General features: G+C 62.5%; 15 protein-coding genes, 1 tRNA gene and 1 pseudogene. 14 read left to right on the forward strand and 3 right to left on the reverse strand.

From position 1 onward, the window contains the following. The first annotated feature begins 183 nt into the window (after positions 1–183). The 6 genes and pseudogenes from Q0025_RS07715 to Q0025_RS14935 form a co-directional block, all read left to right on the forward strand. Complete coding sequence (locus Q0025_RS07715; RefSeq protein ID WP_297297664.1) at positions 184–1,878, forward strand: GspE/PulE family protein; 1,695 nt, start codon at positions 184–186, stop codon at positions 1,876–1,878. Positions 1,879–1,880: 2 nt separating this feature from the next. Then, positions 1,881–3,092 (forward strand): type II secretion system F family protein, encoded by a 1,212-nt coding sequence (locus Q0025_RS07720; RefSeq protein WP_297297666.1) that lies wholly within the window; start codon positions 1,881–1,883, stop codon positions 3,090–3,092. Next, positions 3,089–3,559, forward strand: a complete 471-nt coding sequence (gene gspG / locus Q0025_RS07725) for a type II secretion system major pseudopilin GspG (RefSeq protein WP_297297668.1) — start codon at positions 3,089–3,091, stop codon at positions 3,557–3,559. The genes Q0025_RS07720 and gspG overlap by 4 nt, the downstream gene beginning before the upstream one ends. Further along, complete coding sequence (locus Q0025_RS07730) at positions 3,546–3,989, forward strand: prepilin-type N-terminal cleavage/methylation domain-containing protein (protein WP_297297670.1); 444 nt, start codon at positions 3,546–3,548, stop codon at positions 3,987–3,989. Before gspG ends, Q0025_RS07730 begins: the two co-directional genes overlap by 14 nt. Beyond that, on the forward strand, positions 3,976–4,386 hold the full coding sequence (locus tag Q0025_RS07735; RefSeq protein WP_297297672.1) for a type II secretion system protein: 411 nt from the start codon (positions 3,976–3,978) through the stop codon (positions 4,384–4,386). Before Q0025_RS07730 ends, Q0025_RS07735 begins: the two co-directional genes overlap by 14 nt. Before the next feature lies 1 nt (position 4,387). After that, positions 4,388–4,468, forward strand: a pseudogene (locus Q0025_RS14935) (prepilin-type N-terminal cleavage/methylation domain-containing protein); the annotation flags it as partial. 435 nt (positions 4,469–4,903) lie between these two features. Here the strand turns inward: Q0025_RS14935 and Q0025_RS07740 are convergent. After that, positions 4,904–5,034 (reverse strand) — tRNA-OTHER (locus tag Q0025_RS07740). Positions 5,035–5,103: 69 nt separating this feature from the next. On the opposite strand from Q0025_RS07740, the gene Q0025_RS07745 reads away from it, so the two are divergent. The 5 genes from Q0025_RS07745 (at position 5,104) to Q0025_RS07765 (ending at position 11,147) form a co-directional block, all read left to right on the forward strand. Continuing rightward, the gene (locus Q0025_RS07745) at positions 5,104–6,012 is read left to right on the forward strand and encodes a type II secretion system protein GspK (RefSeq protein WP_297297675.1); all 909 of its coding nucleotides are present in this window, start codon (positions 5,104–5,106) and stop codon (positions 6,010–6,012) included. A gap of 9 nt (positions 6,013–6,021) precedes the next feature. Beyond that, entirely contained in the window at positions 6,022–7,062 is a 1,041-nt protein-coding gene (locus tag Q0025_RS07750) for a PilN domain-containing protein (RefSeq protein ID WP_297297677.1), read from the forward strand. Continuing rightward, entirely contained in the window at positions 7,059–7,610 is a 552-nt protein-coding gene (gene gspM, locus Q0025_RS07755; protein WP_297297679.1) for a type II secretion system protein GspM, read from the forward strand. The genes Q0025_RS07750 and gspM overlap by 4 nt, the downstream gene beginning before the upstream one ends. A gap of 311 nt (positions 7,611–7,921) precedes the next feature. Further along, positions 7,922–9,643, forward strand: coding sequence for an alkaline phosphatase family protein (locus Q0025_RS07760; RefSeq protein WP_297297681.1), 1,722 nt, complete (start codon positions 7,922–7,924; stop codon positions 9,641–9,643). Positions 9,644–9,746: 103 nt separating this feature from the next. After that, a complete protein-coding gene (locus tag Q0025_RS07765) occupies positions 9,747–11,147 on the forward strand; it encodes a cytochrome c peroxidase (protein WP_297297683.1) in 1,401 nt (466 codons plus the stop codon). A gap of 67 nt (positions 11,148–11,214) precedes the next feature. On the opposite strand, the gene Q0025_RS07770 is transcribed toward Q0025_RS07765, so the two are convergent. Beyond that, on the reverse strand, positions 11,215–11,676 hold the full coding sequence (locus Q0025_RS07770) for a hypothetical protein (protein WP_297297685.1): 462 nt from the start codon (positions 11,674–11,676) through the stop codon (positions 11,215–11,217). 322 nt (positions 11,677–11,998) lie between these two features. Here Q0025_RS07770 and Q0025_RS07775 point away from each other — a divergent pair, with 322 nt between their 5' ends. Both Q0025_RS07775 and Q0025_RS07780 read left to right on the forward strand, forming a co-directional pair. Then, positions 11,999–13,138: a Ppx/GppA phosphatase family protein gene (locus tag Q0025_RS07775; protein WP_297297686.1), complete on the forward strand. Its 1,140-nt coding sequence runs from the start codon at positions 11,999–12,001 to the stop codon at positions 13,136–13,138. Beyond that, positions 13,135–13,830 carry an RlmE family RNA methyltransferase gene (locus Q0025_RS07780; protein WP_297297687.1) on the forward strand — a complete coding sequence of 232 codons (696 nt, stop codon included), beginning with the start codon at positions 13,135–13,137 and terminating at the stop codon, positions 13,828–13,830. Before Q0025_RS07775 ends, Q0025_RS07780 begins: the two co-directional genes overlap by 4 nt. Here the strand turns inward: Q0025_RS07780 and Q0025_RS07785 are convergent. After that, on the reverse strand, positions 13,827–15,254 hold the full coding sequence (locus tag Q0025_RS07785; protein WP_297297688.1) for an MFS transporter: 1,428 nt from the start codon (positions 15,252–15,254) through the stop codon (positions 13,827–13,829). The two genes, Q0025_RS07780 and Q0025_RS07785, sit on opposite strands and share 4 nt — an antisense overlap. 281 nt (positions 15,255–15,535) lie before the next feature. Between Q0025_RS07785 and Q0025_RS07790 the strand changes: the two genes are divergently transcribed. Further along, positions 15,536–16,470: IMP dehydrogenase (locus Q0025_RS07790; protein WP_297297689.1), on the forward strand; the 935-nt coding region annotated here is incomplete at its 3' end.

Below are 16,470 nucleotides of genomic sequence, written 5' to 3' on the forward strand. Positions count from 1 at the left end.
TGAGATTGCATCGTCATTCGCATGTCGCGGCGATGCGATGCGCGCACGACGCGAAGCGATCGATGTCCCGCGCGCCGAAATGTATCATCGCGCTGTAATCAAGCTGACATGTCGCGCAAATAGATGCTCACGTTTATGCACTCGCAGCGATGCGAGGCGCGATGCCGGGCTCGGTTTCGCAGCGTGTCAGGTTTTATTGTGTTGCACAGCGACTTCATCGACCATCTTGCCCGCCGCGGCGTTCTGCGCGATCCGCAAGTCTTGGAAAATGGCCGCAGCGCCCGCCGTCCCGGCATGAGCGGCGAGTTTGACTGGGCAAGCCTCACCAAGCTGACGGCGCCGGCCTTTGCCGATGAATTGGCGGCCTTTTATGCCTGCCGCCGGATTCAGCGAGGCGATCTGGTCGGCGACCGATTTGCCGGCGGCGACCTCTCGCCACGCTTTCTGAAAGAGGGTCGGCTTTTCCCTTATATCGACCCGCATGGCGAATTGACGCTCGCGATTGCCGCGCCGATCGATACGGAAATGCTGCAGGCCGTCGAGACCGCGCTCGGCACCAAACTGGCGCTTGCCGTTACGACCGGCGACGATCTCGATGCAGCCCTCGCATTAACGCAGGGTGCCGCCGCCGCGGATCGCGTCGATCTCACGTCCGATACCGCCGCGCCGACGTCCGATGATCTCGACGATCTGCGCGATCTGGCGCGCGGCGCGCCGGTTGTGCGCGCCCTGGACGATCTGCTGCGCTTGGCGGTCGAGCAACGGGCGACGGATTTGCACATCGAGCCGTTTGCCGCGGCTTTGCAGGTGCGGCTGCGCATTGACGGGCTTTTGAAGCCGGTGCCGCCGCCGCCGACAAGCATGGCGAAGGGGCTTCTGTCGCGGCTTAAGATTATGGCGGGGCTGAACATCACCGAGCGCCGCATCCCCCAGGATGGGCGCACCCGCATCATGGTCGGGGGTGCCGAAATCGATTTGCGTATCGCGACCATGCCGACCGCGCATGGCGAAAGCGCCGTGGTGCGCCTGCTGCGCAAGGGCGCCGGGCTCGTTTCGCTCAACCAGATCGGACTTCTGCCGCGCGACGATCGGACATTGCGGGGCGCGCTCAAACTGCCGTTCGGCATGCTTATCGTCACCGGGCCGACCGGCTCCGGCAAGACCACGACGTTGGCCGCCTCCCTCGCTGAGCTCAACGAGTCCAGCCGCAAGATTTTGACTGTCGAAGATCCGGTGGAATATCAGATCTCCGGCGTCAATCAGACACAAGTGCATCCGGCAATCGGCTTGACCTTCGCGGCAGCGCTGCGATCCTTTTTGCGCCAGGACCCCGACGTGATCATGGTCGGCGAAATGCGCGATGCCGAGACCGCGCATATGGGCGTCCACGCGGCGCTGACCGGCCATCTCGTTCTTACGACGCTGCACACAAACACCGCCGCCGGCGCCGTCACGCGACTGATCGATATGGGCATCGAGAGCTTTTTGCTCGCATCCTGCGTCAAGGTGATCGTCGGGCAGCGCCTCGTGCGGATCCTTTGCGAAGATTGCAAGCGGCCGCATGCGTTGAGCGCCGAGGATATGGCGCAAGACGAGCGTTATGAAACGCTCGGCTTCCGCGCAGGCGATGTCGTGCATCAGCCGAAAGGCTGCGAATGGTGCAGCTATAGCGGCTACCGCGGCCGTAAAGGCGTCTTTGAAGTGCTCGAGATCTCGCCGGCGGTGCGCCACGCGATCGGGCCGAAGATCGACGCCGCCGATCTCGAAGCGATCGCGCGCGGCGAAGGCATGACGACCATGGCCGAAGACGGTATCGCAAAATGCCGCGCTGGCCAGACGACGATCGATGAAGTGTTCCGCGTGACGATGAGCCTGTGAATATGCCGCAGTTTCGCTATCGCGCGATCACATCGGCGGGACAAATCGTCGTCGGAGAACTTGACGCGCCGTCGCGCGCCGAGGTCGTGCATCGCATCGAGCATTTGGGCCATTTGGTCATCGAGGCCGAGGCCGCGACAGGCGCCGGATTCTCCGTGAAAGACCTTACCGGCTCGCGAAAGAAGCCGCGGCCGCGCGATGTCACGCTGTTCCTGCGTCAGCTCGGGCTCCTCGTCGCTGCCGGTCTGACCCTCGAAGCGGCATTGCAGACGCTGGCCGAGGACGCCAACAAGGCCGTAGCCTGGTTTGCCGAGAGCCTGCGGTCGTCGATCGGCTCCGGCGAGGGCTTTGCCGAGGCGCTCGAGCGTCATCCAAATATCATCACTCCGGCTTATGTGGCGACGGTGCGGGCCGGTGAAGCATCGGGAAAGCTTGAAGCGGTGCTGCTGGCTATCGTCGAAGATCGGACCCGAAGCGAATTGTTCGTCGACCGGCTCAATTCGGCGATCGCCTATCCGCTGTTTCTCATCGCCGCTGCCGTGCTCATCCTTTTCTTCTTTCTGCTGTTCGTCGTGCCGCAGTTCGGACCCGTCTTCAGCGATCTTGGCAACCGCCTCAATGGCGGCGCGGCCTTCGTCATCACGGCGTCGGCCTGGTTGCGCGCCAATCTCGGCGCCTTTCTGGGCGGCTGCCTTGCAGCGGCGTTGTTGGCCTGGTTTGCGCTCGGGCGCCGTGCTGCCCGCGCGCGCGTTCTCGCCGCTTTGGCTGTCGTGCCGGGGATTTCCGGAACGATGAGCGATCAGCGCACGGCGCGCATTGTCGGCACGCTCGCCTTGCTGATCGAAAACGGCGTCGGCTTGCCGACGACACTGAAGATTCTCCGCGGCGTTATCCGCGAGCCGCGCTATGTGGCGGCGCTCGACCAGGTGCATGAACAGGTCCGCAATGGCCGCCGCTTCTCCGACGCTTTGTCACAATCCGATCTCTTGCCGCCGCTGGCGACGCGCATGCTGCGGGTCGGCGACGAGACCGGCGATCTCGCCTCGATCGCGCGCCATGCGGCGCAATTCTACGAACACAAGCTCGGCATCGGCCTCAACAGGCTCATGGGCCTGATCGGACCGGCGACGATCATCGTCGTAAGTCTTCTCATCGGCGCCCTGATCGTCTCGATCATGAGCGCTCTCCTCAGCATTACGGACCTCGCGACATGATGATCAGTCTTTCTCGATGCGCTGCTCCTTCGAAGGGCAAAATCCTGCGCCGTGCGAGCGCAGGCTTCACCTTAATCGAAATGCTGGTGGTGCTGACGATCATCAGCCTCATCATCGGCCTGGTCGGGCCGCGCGTCCTCGGCTACCTCGCTGAATCGCGGGTGAAGACGGCGAAGCTGCAGATCGAGAACTTCAATTCGGCGCTCGACCTGTTCTACATGGATGCCGGCCGCTATCCGAGCGATAGCGAGGGGCTCACGGTGCTCGTCGCGCGGCCGTCCAACGCCGATATTTGGAACGGCCCTTATATCAAGGACGGCCGCATCCCGCTCGACCCCTGGGGTCATCCTTACCAATATCACACGCTCAGCGATCATCTGCCGCCGTATGAGATTATCTCGCTCGGCCCCGATGGTCACGGCGCCGGCATGATCAAATCGGTCAGCGAGCAGAATGCGTCAGAGTGAGGCGAGCGCCGGATTCACGCTGATCGAGATGACGGTGGTGATGGCGATCATTGCACTCGTCGCCTCGCTCGTTGTCGCCGCTATCCCGGGAACGGGGCGCAGCCGATTGAAAGCAGTCGTCATGGAAACCGAAGCACTACTGCGCCAGGAGCGCCTTGCCGCCATCCTGACGCGCAGCGACCGCAGTGTCGTTCTCGACAGCGCAAACCGAAGGTTAATTGGCGACAACGGCAACACCGTCGCAATTCCGCGCGATGTCGCGATCGATGTTCTTGGCGCGGCCGCAACGCTCTATGGGCATGTATTGGTGGTTGCTTTCCATCCGGATGGCGGATCGTCGGGTGCGGTGCTTCGATTGTCGCGGCAAGGGGCCGGGTATGATGTTCGTGTCAATTGGTATTCTGGGAAGGTCTCCCTTGACGCGGAATGATGCTTCGCGCCGTAAGGCGGGGTTTACTCTTATCGAAACGCTTGTCGCCCTGTCGCTGCTGCTCGCCTTCGTGACAGCTGTCAGCCCGCTCCTGTTTCAAGCGCGTCATATACTCACACAAAGCGGCGACGATATCGGCGCGCAAGTCCTGCTGCGCAGTCTATTGGCCGAACCGTTCGATCGCCAGAAGCCGGAGCCCGGCGTGCATGCGGGAGAGCGCGGTGCGCTGGCCTGGAGCGTCGACGTCGAGCCCTATGGGACGCCGCATGCGCTGCCTTCCGAAACTCTAAAACAGCGCGAGCCTGCCTGGGCGCTTTTCAAGGTCACGGCCAGCGTCTCTCTCGGCAACGGCCGCACGATGGCCGCAGAAACTTTGCGCCTTGGCCGTGTCGAATAGAATGAGCAAGGTCAAGACCCGTCGTGCCGGATTCAGCCTGGTCGAGACGCTTGCGGCGCTCGCCGTCGCCTCGACGATCATGCTTGCCCTCGCCGGGCTCGTGCATCAAAGCGTGTTTTTCTTCGATCACGGAATGCGCACGGTCGATCAGACGGACGCTCTCGCGCGCGGCATCGACGCTTTGGCGGGCGATTTCGCGGCCGCGCGCTTTGTGACGGAAAAGCTCGGGCAGGGCCGCCGCGCCGCTTTCGCCGGGACGCCAACGGACATCCTCTTCATCAGCGGCGGGGGGCGGGCGGCGCGGTCTCCCGGCGGTGAAGTGGTGAGGCTGACGGTCGAAAATGGCGAGGGCGGGTCGACTGAACTCGTCCGGCGGCGCGCGGCCTGGCCGGGGCCCCGGCTGCGCTTGGCCGAGGCGAGCCCGCAAGACCCGGTCGTTCTGCTTAAGGGAACGCTCGCAATTTCCTTCAGCTTCTCGCAGCGCATGCCGGATGGACGGCTCGCTTGGGTTACACATTGGAACGGCGAAACCGGGCTGCCGCATTCGGTGCGGCTCAATCTCCGTGACGCGGAATCGGGCGCTGATCTGACGGCGCCGCCGGAATTTCCGCTCTATGCCGATGCGCCGGCCAATTGCGCCACCGCCGCGGCGAAATGCCTTTCCCTCGCCGCCAAAGATGCCGACACTGCAAATCCCGCCGCGCAGGGCGCTCATCCATGAAGCCGACCGGCGCCAGTCACGGCTTTATTCTCGTCGCGGTTCTCTGGACGATAGCTCTGCTTGCGGCGCTGGCGATCGCAACCTCGCTGAGCTTTCGCGCTTTGGCGACGATGACCGCGCTGAACCATGACGCCGGCAAAGCCGATGCCCTCCTGCAGGCGGGACTCGATCTTTCCGCCGACATCATCCGCCAACAGGGCAATCTGCCGCTCATCGCGCAGACGCGCGTGGCTGTGATCGGGCAGGGCATGCTGCGCATCGAACTCAGCGATGAAGGCGGCCGCATCGACATCAATATGGCCCCCCGCGAGGTTTTGACGTCGCTCTTTCGATCCGTCGGTCTGTCACGCGCGACGGCAAACCTTGCGGCGGGCGAAATCGACGCGTTACGCAAGCCAAAGGATGCGGCGCCGGCCCTGGCGCAATCAATCCCCGCAAGCCAGCCTGCCTCTACGGCGACGCCCGCTGCGGCAGCCGGCAAGGCAGAAAGCGTTCAAGCCTTCACCGATCTCCGCCAGTTGGCCCAGATCGTGGGGATCACTGAAGGCGAAATCCATGCACTGGCACCGCTCGCGACGGTGTTTGGCGACGATAAAGTCAATGCCTTGACGGCGCCGCCGGACGTGCTTGCCGCACTGCCCGGCATGAATGCGTCATTGGTGCAGGCCGTCCTCGCTATGCGCGCGCATCCCGCGCTTGCCGATGCGCAATTGCACCAGATAACCGGCGGGGCCGGGACTTATCTGAAATCGAAGAGCCGCCCGATCGGCCGGGCTCTGCTGACGGCTCGGCTCCCCGACGGCTACGTCAAGCAAGTGCGCGCCATCATCGTCGTTCTCCCGCGCGATACAGAACCCTATCGCGTTTTGGAATGGACACCCGTTTCGCCTTCACCACGTATTTAGGCCGCAACCATGCAGATCGACGCCATCCTCTCCCGCTGGCTGGACATTCTGGCATCTTTGGCCCTCGGCCTGCATCGCGCCTGGCGCTTGCGGCGCTCCGCCATCGTCACGCGTGAGGGCGAATGTTTCGTGGTCCGTCGCTCCGGCGCGCCGGGTGAGGTGATCGCGACGGTAGGGATCGGCACGCCGGCCGCGGCTGCCGCGACGCTGCGCAATCTATTCCTGATCTTCGAACTTGCACCTGACAACGTTGTCATACGACACCTCAACGTGCCGGCGCAGGCACGCGAATTCGCCGCCGGCATTGTCGGCAATCAGATCGAGCGCCTGTCACCCTGGCCGCCGGCGCAGACGATCTACGGTTTCGAAGCCGCTCCGAAACCGGACGATGCCACCGCATTGGACGTGACAATCTTCATCACGTCGCGGGCGAAGCTCGATGCGGCCCGCCATGCGCTGGCGGCATGCGGCCTCGAGCCTGGTCAAATCAGCGTGAGTTCAGGCAAAAACTTATCGTCGAGCATTGTGCTATGGACACCCGCAGCCGCGGCGGAGCAGGGCAGCCAAAGCCTTGCGAAAGTGATCGGCGCCGGTCTTGCGGCGGCGCTCTGTCTCAGCGCCGTCATGACGCTCTGGGGCCTCTATTCAGCCAACGGCCTGCAGGCGGCGGCCGACGATATCTCGGCGCGCACGGACGCTTTGCGCCAGGAGGAGGCCTTTTTGCGGCGGCCGCGAAATTTCGCCACGCTCAATCCGGCCGAACGCGCTTGGGCGCTGAAAGCGCAATCCCCAGCGACGATCTTCATCCTCGAGTCGCTGACCCGCGCCATTCCCGATAACGCCTATGTGACTCAATTGAGCCTCGAAAAGACCGATCTGCATATCGTCGGCCGCGCCGCCGATCCGCCGTCGCTCATTGCCGCTTTGACGAAATCCCGGGACTTTTCCGAGGTTCGCTTTTTTGCACCGACCGTCCGCAGCGAAGACGGCAATCTCTACGAATTTTCCATCGCCGCCCATGTCGTTCCGCGCACGGACATCGCGCCATGATGAAACTTACGCGCGACCAGGCGATCGCAATCGCGGCACTCGCCGCCGTCATAATCGCCTGCCTCACCGCGCCGCTCCTGGCGCTGAACGCGCGTGCCGGCGCCGCGGCGGCGCTCGCCGATGCAACCGATAGCTTGCATCGGCGCGAGCGCATACGCCGGCATCAGGCGCGAAGCGGCATCCGTAAACAAGATATCGCTGCGCCGGCCGCGGCCTATCTGAGCGCCCCGACGTCCGGCCTCGCCGGCGCACAACTCGAAAGCTATATCGCGCAATTGGCGGCGCAGCAGAACGCCAATCTGATCTCTTCCGGTATCGAACCGGATGACCGGCCCGGTCCCGTAGACGCGGTCCGCATTCAAGCGACTTTGAACGTTCCTTACGAGAAGCTTCAGGCGCTTCTCTATCGAATCGAAACGGCTACGCCCTATGTGTTTGTCGAATCGATCGCTTTGCAACCGGCGGGCGAGACGCAGCCGGTGACGTATACGGCGACGATGCAAGTCACTTTTGGCCTGCGCGCGCTCTGGCGCCACGATCATATGTGATCGCGCCCGCGAACCATTTTCCTTTCCGTGCAAGTGACCAAGAAGCGAAGTCGCGCATCTCAACGGAATCGACATCATGATGTCATCGATCATTCTTTCGTGCGTCGCATTTCTGACAATGCGTCTATGCGCTGTGAAGAAAATTAAACACGCAGCGCTCGCGCGCACGATCGTCGAGGATACTTGTACCTGACATGACTTACGTCATTCGCTTGTCACGCCGCGCTTCTAAACAGCCGCGCGTCGCGGAAGTCGCTTTCATAAACGGAAGCGATGCTCCGTCCCTCCTCAACATTTCCCAAGAGACTTCCATGCCAGTGCATTCGTCCAAGGCGGCATCCGCCTTATTCTTGTCGACGCTGATCGCCGCCAATAGTCCGGTAGCGGCCCAGGACTTCGGCTTCTTTCCGCCGGCCGGCGGTCATCCGATCGGTTTCCCGACACCGATCAATTTCCCGTTCCCTGGTCACGACCGCGATACGGCGACGCCGATCAAGCATCTCGTTGTCATCTTCGGCGAGAACATTTCGTTCGATCACTATTTCGGCACCTATCCGAAGGCGACGAATCCGTCGGGCGAGCCGGTGTTCCATGCGTCGCCCTTCACGCCACTCGTGAATGCCTACAACGTTAATCCCCAACTGCTTACGAACAACCCGAATCTGAATCCAGCCAATGGCGCCGGCGCGACGAATCCGTTCCGCCTCGATCGCCTGCAGGCGCACACGGCCGATCAGAATCACGGCTATAAGGCGGAACAGGCCGCCTATGACGATGGGAAAGCCGATCTTTTCCCGGCGAACACCGGCACCGCTGGAACCGGCGGTACGGGTGCGTTCAATACGACCGGCCTTGTCATGGGCTATTATGACGGCAACACGGTCACCGCGATATGGAACTACGCTCAGAATTTCGCGCTGAACGATAATTCCTACAGCACGCAGTTTGGTCCTTCGACGCCCGGTGCGATCAACCTCGTTGCCGGCCAGACCAACGGCGTTATCGCCTCTCCCGGCAATACCGGGCCGATCATCGCCGACGGCCAAGGCGGCTTCACCTTGATCAGCGACAGCGATCCGACCGGCGATGTCTGCTCGAATAAAACGTCTAACGTTGCCATGACCGGCAAGAACATCGGCGATCTTTTGAACGCCAAGAACATCTCTTGGGGTTGGTTCGAAGGCGGCTTCGACCTGACAATCACAAATTCGGGCCCGAACGGCAACAACATGAGCGGCTGCAATCGCGCCACAAGTTCAGCCACGCTCGGGCTGACCAATTTCCAGAAGGACTATGTCCCGCACCACGAGCCGTTCCAATACTATAAATCGACGCAAAACCTTGCGCACACGCGTCCGAGCAAAGTCGCGCTGATCGGCACATCGAAAGATGGCGCCAATCATCAATATGATACGCACGACTTCTTCGATGCCCTCAAGGTCGGTAATCTTCCCGCGGTCAGTTTCCTCAAGGCGCCTGCCTTCCAGGATGCGCACCCCGGCAATTCCGATCCGATCGACGAGCAGACATTCGTGACCAATGTCATCAATACGCTGGAGCAGAGCCCGTTCTGGAACAGCACGGCCGTCGTCATCGCTTATGACGACTCCGACGGCTGGTATGATCATACGACCCATGTGTTCAATCCTTCGACGAGCACGGCCGACGTCCTCATTGCCCCTGGCGAATGCGGCCCGCTCACCGGCGGCCAAACCTTGACGCCGGGCGTTGTCCCGACAAATGCGTTGCCCGGTCTCAACGGCAAGCCGGTCAATGGCCGTTGCGGTTATGGTACGCGTCAGCCTCTGCTCCTCATCTCGCCCTGGGCGAAGCATAACTTCGTCGATCACACCGTGACCGATCAATCCTCGGTCATCCGCTTCGTCGAAGACAATTGGCTGCGTGGTCAGCGCGTCGGAGAAGGCAGTTCTGATGCCGTCGCCGGATCGCTGGCCAACATGTTCAACTTCGCCTTCGGTCCGTCCAATCCGAGATTGTTCCTCGACCCGACGACCGGCGAGCGCAGCTTCTAAAGCGCGCCTGTTTCGTACACAGACTTGGGGCGGTTCAACCGCCCCAAGTCTTTCTCTTTTCCGTTTGCTCTTGTGATGATCGATGCTGCAAAAACAGAAGCCCATGCACACTTTCCGTCTCGTGTGGTCCGCCCTCCAGCCGGCGATGCTGATCACGGCGCTGCTCGTCCCGGCGACGTATTCGTTTCTGCTCTTTGACGCGTCCCGGCATTTGGCGCCTGCCGCGACGCTCAGCCCCGCCGCCGACAGTGCGACATCGGCCGGCCGCTCCCAAATTTCCGCGCTTGCCCAGATCGGCCGCGATATGTTTTTCGATCCGAGCCTATCCGGGTCCGGCAAGCTTGCCTGCGCTTCGTGCCACGATCCGCAACACGCCTATGCGCCCGGAGACAGCCTCCCGGTGCAGCTCGGCGGCCCCAATCGCGCCCGGGCGGGCCTACGCGCGGTGCCGTCATTGGCCTACAAAGAGCACACGCCGCATTTTACGATCGGGCCGGATCCGTTAACGCCGGATAATGACGCACCGCCGCCGGCGCCGCAGCAGCCAGCGGAAGGCGTCAAAGTCGCCTCCGTAAAAAAAGCCGACAAAACGAGTGCGGCTGCTGTCGCCGCGGAAGCCAATGTCCCGCAGGGCGGCCTCGACTGGGACGGCCGCGCCGACACGTTTCAATCTCAGGCGCTGTTTCCTTTGCTCAATGAAAACGAAATGGACAATCACAGCCCAATGCAGATCGTCGATCATCTGCGCAGGGCTTATTATGCCAACGACATCAAAAAGTTGTTCGGCGACAATATTTTTGGACAGCCCGGCCTCGCCTTGGACGAAGCGCTCTACGCACTGGTGCGCTTTCAGCTCGAAGACTCGAGCTTCCATCGCTACGACAGCAAGTATGACGCCTATCTCTCTGGAAAGACGAAACTGAGCGCCGCCGAGATGCGCGGCCTTAAACTGTTCGAAGATCCGAAGAAGGGCGATTGCGCATCGTGCCATCTCGACAAGCCGTCGCGCGACGGCCTGATCAAACCTGCGTTCACGGATTATCAGTACGAAGCACTCGGCGCGCCGCGCAACATGGCTATTCCGGCGAACCACGATCAGAATTACTACGATCTCGGGTTATGCGGCCCGCTACGTAAGGATTACGCCAAAGCCGGCGCTTATTGCGGCCTGTTCAAGACGCCGACCTTGCGCAATGTCGCGACCCGCCATGTGTTCTTTCACAATGGTTATTTCCATTCGCTCAAGGATGTTTTGCATTTCTATGTCGAGCGCGAAACCAATCCAGGCAAATGGTATCCGAAGCTGCCGAACGGCAAGATCGACGTCTATAATGACTTCCCGCCGCAATATAAGAAGAATCTCGATGTGATCGACGCGCCGTTCGATCGCAAATTCGGCGACAAGCCGGCGCTGAACGATGCCGAAATCGACGACGTCATCGCTTTTCTTCAGACGCTGACCGATGGCTACCGGCCGCAAGAAGCGCAAACGGCCAAGAAATAACGGCGACAAGAGAGCCGGATGTTAAAGGCGCAGATGCGATCACCCGCATCTGCGCTTTTTTTATTCGTTAGTCCGCGCCGCCGGCCAGCTTCTGCTTCGGTTGATCGTTCTTGAACATGGTGATGTCGATCGCGCGGCTATCATGCACGATTTCGATGCGCTGTTTCTCGATCCGCGCGATGCGCCAGCCGTCGATATTGTCGCCGATCTGCAGTCGTAAGATTTTCCCGGTGTCCTCGGCGCGGACGATCGCGCGTTGATGGCCGTCGAGGATGATGGCGAGCAGCGACAGGCTCGGCGGTTCGGCGGGCGGCGGGGGCGATGTATCACGGGCCACGGCGACGGGCGGGGGCGGCCGGCGATCGGGCACGAAAAGCGGCCGGTCCCGCGTCGTCGCAAGCTGGCTGAGCGGAATCGCCGCCAAAGGATTTTCTAATCTGGCGGGCGGAACGGTATTGCCGGCGTGCGCCGCCGGCGCCGCCAAAACCGGCGCGAGCGCGAGCATCTGCGCCGCCCGAGCTAAACCCATCTTATCACTCCGATCACGCCCAAGATCCGCACGCGCCAGGCAGGATTTTATAACCGCCGCTTGGCGACACGGCCATGACAGGCCATGGGGCAAGCTCTGAATGCGGAGAACTATTTTACTTATAATAGCTGTAAATTTTCCTAACACAATTGACATAGACCCGTCGCCTCGCTTTTCTTATGCTAGATTGGGGTTGGCATATAACTGCTTGAGCAGAGGCGGTTTCGGTCATTGACCAAGGGGCCAATGACCGGGATGGAGATGGCGCGGCTGAGGGCCGTATCCGCTTCCTCGTTGCCGCGCCAAATCGGTTTGGGGCGAGATGTCGAGTCTGAACGACGCACAAGATACCGCCCTGGCGACGCGGCAAGCCGAACCGGGCGGCTTCCTCAACGGCGCCGTCAGCGGCGTTTCGCTCGACCCGGCGGCGGCCCCGCAGCCCCGGATCGATCGCGGGCCCACGGCCCCGCCGACGTTCGCGGCGCTCGATCTCGGCACCAACAATTGCCGCCTGCTGATCGCCCGGCCGGCCTATTCCGGGGGCGATTTCTCCGGCTTCAAGATTGTTGACTCGTTTTCTCGCATCGTCCGGCTCGGCGAGCGCGTGTCGCAGACGGGACGGTTGGCTGAATCGGCCATCAAGCGGACGCTCGAGGCGCTCGAAATCTGCCGCACCAAAATGCGCGCAAGGCATGTAACGCATGCGCGTCTCATCGCCACCGAGGCCTGCCGGATGGCAGCAAACGGCGCCGAGTTCATCGCCCGCGCGCGCGACGCGCTTGGTCTCGAGCTTGAGATTATCGACCGCCAGACCGAGGCGCATCTCGCCGCGGCCGGCTGTGCTGCCTTGGCGGACCCGACCGCGGAATCGGTCATCCTCTTTGATATCGGCGGCGGCTCTTCGGAAGTCATCTGGCTCGGACCGCAGACGGACCGTGGCGGACTCGGGGCCGGGCGCGAGCGCATTCGCTTTTGGGTCTCGCTGAAACTCGGCGTGGTGACGCTGGCGGAGAAATTCGGTGGCGTCGACGTCTCCGACGAATTGTTCGAGGCAATGGTGGCGCATGTGGCAGCCGAACTCGACGAATTCATTGCCAAGGCGGCGCACCAGCCGCGCTGCGAGCGCTTTCATCTGCTCGGCACATCCGGAACAGTCACGACGATCGGCGGCATATTCCTCAATCTCGCGCGCTACGATCGCCGCCGCGTCGACGGTCTTTGGATGTCGGACATGGAGATTGACACGACTGTCTCGCGACTGCGGTCCATGCCTTATCCGGAACGTGTCGCCAACGGTTGCATCGGCACCGAACGCGCCGATCTGGTGCTGGCGGGCTGCGCCATATTGGAAGCCATCCGCCGCGCCTTTCCGGCCAAGCGCGTGCGCATTGCCGACCGCGGCTTGCGTGAAGGCATTCTGCTGCAAATGATGGACGCCGAACACGCCCGGGCAGGGCGATGAGCGCCAAGGAATCGTCCGGCACCGGCCGCGCGCTGAAGGCGCGGGTCAAGACCGCGCGCAAGCGCTCTCTGGCTTCGACGCTTTGGCTCGAACGCCAGCTCAACGATCCCTATGTGGCGCGTGCCAAAGCCGAAGGTTTTCGATCCCGCGCCGCCTTTAAGCTCCTCGAAATCGATGCCCGCTATCACATCCTGAAGCGTGGCCAGAAGGTCGTCGATCTCGGCGCGGCACCGGGCGGCTGGTCGCAAGTCGCCGCCCAAAAGGTCGGCGCGACGGAGGCGGCGGGTAAAGTCTTCGGCATCGATCTTCTGCCGGTCGAGACGATCCCCGGCGTCGATTTCCGCCAGCTCGATTTCCTCGCGCCGGAGGCGCCGCAAATCCTCACCGAATGGCTCGGCGGGCCGGCCGATGTCGTGCTCTCCGACATGGCGGGAAATACGACCGGCCATCGCAAGACGGATCATCTGCGCATCGTCGGCCTCGTCGAACTTGCCGCGCAGTTCGCTGCCGAGATTCTGGCGCCGGGCGGGACGTTCCTCGCCAAGGTCCTGCAAGGCGGCACGGAGACGAGCCTGCTTGCGACGCTCAAGCGCCAATTCGCCGACGTCAAACATGTGAAGCCCAGGGCGAGCCGGGCGGATTCCTCCGAGCTTTATGTGCTGGCGGCAGGCTTTCGCGGCCGCCAAGACTAGCCTTCGGTCTGCTCAGCCTGCGCGGCTTTCTTGCGCGGCGTGCCGCCGGCGAGATGAATGCCGGCATCGTCCGGCAAGCCGTAAAAGAGCAGGACTGCGCAGGCCGAGACCAGCGCCACGCCGGCAAAAGCCCAGGGAAAATCCGCGGTCGTGATATGCGCCGTGCCGTGGATTGCTTGCGCCGTCTGCAAGAGCAGGGCGCCGATGGTAATGCCGAGACTGAGCGACAATTGCTGCGCGACGGACGAAAAACTCGTCGCCCGGCTCATCGTAGCATGGTCGATGTCGGCATAAGTGATGGCATTGATGCTGGTGAATTCGAGCGACCGGAAAAAACCGCCGAAAAGCAGAAGCGCCATCATGAGGAGATGCGGCGTTGTCGGCGTGAAGAAGCCATAGCTCGCCAGGATGGCCGTGCTCAGCAGCGAATTGAAAACGAGCACGCGGCGAAAACCGACGAGGCGCAGGATCGGCGCAGCGGTGGTTTTCATGGCCATGGCGCCGAGCGACGAGATGAACGTGATGCTGCCCGACTGGAAAGCGTTGAGGCCGAAGCCGACTTGCAGCATCAGCGGCAAGAGCAGCGGCGTCGCGCCGACTCCGACGCGAAACAAGGAGCCGCCGATGACCGCCGCGCGAAACGTCGGCACTTTCATCAGGTTCAGATCGAGGATCGGGAATTTCGCTTGGCGCGCGTGCAGATAATAGGCGCCGAGCAGCAGCGTGCCGATCCCCGTCAGGGCAAGGACGACATCGAGGCCGACGATGCCGCGCCCAGCCAGCGTCATGCCGAAAATCAGCGCCGCGAGCCCCGCCCCGGAGAGCAGGAAGCCCGGCACGTCGAGCGGCCAGGCTTCGCCGTGAACGTTCTGGATGTGCAGGCTGACGAGGACGATGCCGAGAAGCCCGATCGGCACATTGACGAAGAAGATCCAGCGCCAGTGGAAATAAGTCGTAATGAAGCCGCCGACGAGCGGTCCGAACAGAGGCCCGAGCAAGGCGGGAATGGTCAGATAGGCGAGGGCGCTGACGACCTCGGATTTGGGCACGGTTCTCAGCAGGACGAGCCGGCCGACCGGCACCATCATCGCGCCGCCGGCGCCCTGGACGATCCGCGCCATGACAAATTGCCAGAGCGTGCTGGAGAAACCGCACAGGATCGAACCGAGCGTGAAGACGACGATCGCCGACCGGAAGATGGTCCGCGCCCCGAACTTATCTGCCGCCCAGCCGCTCGCCGGGATGAAGATCGCGAGCGACAGCAAATAAGAGGTCAGGGCCAGCTTCAGCGAGATCGGATCTTGATGCAGATCCGCGGCAATCGCCGGCAGGGAGGTCGCGATCACCGTGCCGTCAAGGCTCTCCATAAACAGGGCGCAAGCGACAATGAGCGCGGTCAGGCCATAGCGCGGCAAGGCAGGCATCCAAGGATAGCAATCGGGGTTCCCGTCATCTAAACGCTGCCGAACCGATTTAATAGGCCCGCGGGACAGCCGGTTTGGCCGGGAAAGCTTGGGTTTTCCACAGCTTGCCCCTATCTCAAGGCCTCGGCGCAATGGGCCGGCGGCTTATGCGCTGCACTTTTCTTTGCGCCGCGGCACAGGCGTGCTAAGAGCCGCTGCCAACTTTGGGTCTGCCGCGCATCGCTCAACCGAGTCGCGGCCATTTTTACATCTGGCGCCTGTGGCGCCGTCGGGAGTTGGCTATGGCGGTACAACGCGCAGCATTCAAGGAAGCCCTGACGTTCGACGACGTCCTGCTCTTGCCGGGGCATTCCGAAATTCTGCCGAGCGCCGCCGATCTGCGGACGCGGCTCACCCCCGAAATCACCCTGAGCCTGCCTATCATCTCCGCCGCCATGGATACGGTGACCGAGGCGCGGCTCGCCATCGCGCTTGCCCAGGCGGGCGGCATTGGCGTCATCCACCGCAATATGGATCCGGAGGCGCAGGCCGAGGAGGTGCGCAAGGTCAAGCGCTATGAAAGCGGCATGGTGGTCAATCCGATCACCATCGTGCCTGACGCGACGCTCGCCGATGCGCTCGCCGTCATGCGCCAGCATGGCATCTCCGGCATCCCGGTGGTCGAGCACGGGCCGCGGGGCAAGCCGGCGCGGCTCGTCGGTATCCTGACCAATCGCGACGTGCGCTTTGCCGACAATCCCCACCAGCCGGTCTCGGAACTGATGACCAAGAAGGTCATCACCGTCACCGAAGGCGTCAGCCAGGACGAGGCGCGGCGGCTGTTGCATCAGCACAGGCTCGAAAAGCTCGTCGTCGTCGACGAAGAAGGCCGCTGCGTCGGCCTGCTCACCGTCAAGGACATGGAGAAGGCGACGCTGCATCCGAATGCCAGCAAGGACAGCGAAGGCCGGCTGCGCGTCGCGGCGGCTTCGACCGTCGGCGACAAAGGCTATGAGCGCGCTTTGGCTCTCATCGATGCCGGAGCGGACGCCGTCGTCGTCGATACTGCGCATGGCCATTCGCAATCGGTGCTCGACCAAGTGGCACGGATCAAGCGCGTCTCGAACAAAGTGGCGATCATCGCCGGCAATGTGGCGACAAGCGACGGCACCAAGGCGCTGATCGACGCCGGCGCCGACGCGGTGAAGGTCGGCATCGGTCCGGGCTCGATCTGCAC

The organism is uncultured Methylovirgula sp., assembly GCF_947646745.1.
Classification (GTDB): Bacteria; Pseudomonadota; Alphaproteobacteria; order Rhizobiales; family Beijerinckiaceae; genus Methylovirgula.